The organism is Kitasatospora cheerisanensis KCTC 2395 (assembly GCF_000696185.1).
GTDB lineage: Bacteria > Actinomycetota > Actinomycetes > Streptomycetales > Streptomycetaceae > Kitasatospora > Kitasatospora cheerisanensis.
In genome coordinates this window covers 632,095-632,948 of record NZ_KK853997.1, presented here as the reverse complement: position 1 = coordinate 632,948, position 854 = coordinate 632,095, and the positions used below count along the sequence as shown (strand labels likewise).

The following is an 854-nucleotide window of genomic DNA, read 5'->3' as shown; positions in this document are numbered from 1 at the left end:
CGGCTCGACCCGCGCCGGTGCGAGCGCGCCCGCCAGACCACCAGCGCCACCACCACGACCGCCGCGACCGCCAGCGCCAGCGAACGGCCCACCGTGCCCTCGACCCTGGAGTACGCGGAGCCCGCGAAGTACCCGAGCAGGGTGAAGCCCACGCCCCAGATCAGCCCGCCGACCGCGTTGTAGAGCAGGAACTGCCGGTACGGCATCCGGGAGACGCCCGCCAGCGCCGGCATCAGCGCCCGGAAGAACGCGACGAACCGCCCGAGCAGCACGGCGACCGGGCCGCGACGGCGGATCAGGTCCCGGGCACCCTCGATCCGGTCCGCGTGCCGGCGCATCGACCTGGTCCGCAGCACCGCCGGCCCGAGCCGGCGCCCCACCTCGTAGCCCGTCGAGTCGCCGAGGATCGCGGCGGCGACCACCACCAGGACCATCCAGCCCAGCGACACCTTGCCCTGGTGGGCGAGCAGTCCGCCGAGCACGGCGGCGGTCTCGCCGGGCAGCACGAAGCCGAAGAACAGCGCGTCCTCGGCGAACACCAGGGCGCCGACCACCGCGTACACCACCGGGCCGGACAGCCGGCTCAGCCAGTCGGTGACCGCGTGCACCGCCGACCACCTCGTTCCCGGCTCGCCCACCGTCCGGCCCCCACCGTAGCGCCCGGGCCGCCGAGGCCCGCAGAACCCGCGTCCCGGGGGGCGCGTCGCATGCCCCCGATGGGCGAAACTGTTGCGGTGACCGCGAGATCCTTGGCCAAGGGCACCAACCTCCCGATCGACGTGCCCGCCGTGCACGCCGACCTCAGCTGGACGGCCGCACCCGGCGTCCCCGACGTCACCGCCGCCGCGCTGCTG

Annotated in this window: 1 protein-coding gene; it reads right to left on the bottom strand. The window is 75.3% G+C overall.

Going from position 1 to position 854, the window contains the following annotated elements; all coding sequences use genetic code 11:
* On the bottom strand, window positions 1-608 hold a 608-nt coding region (locus KCH_RS02815), incomplete at its 3' end, for a DedA family protein (RefSeq protein ID WP_035870569.1).
* Window positions 609-854 lie beyond the last annotated feature (246 nt).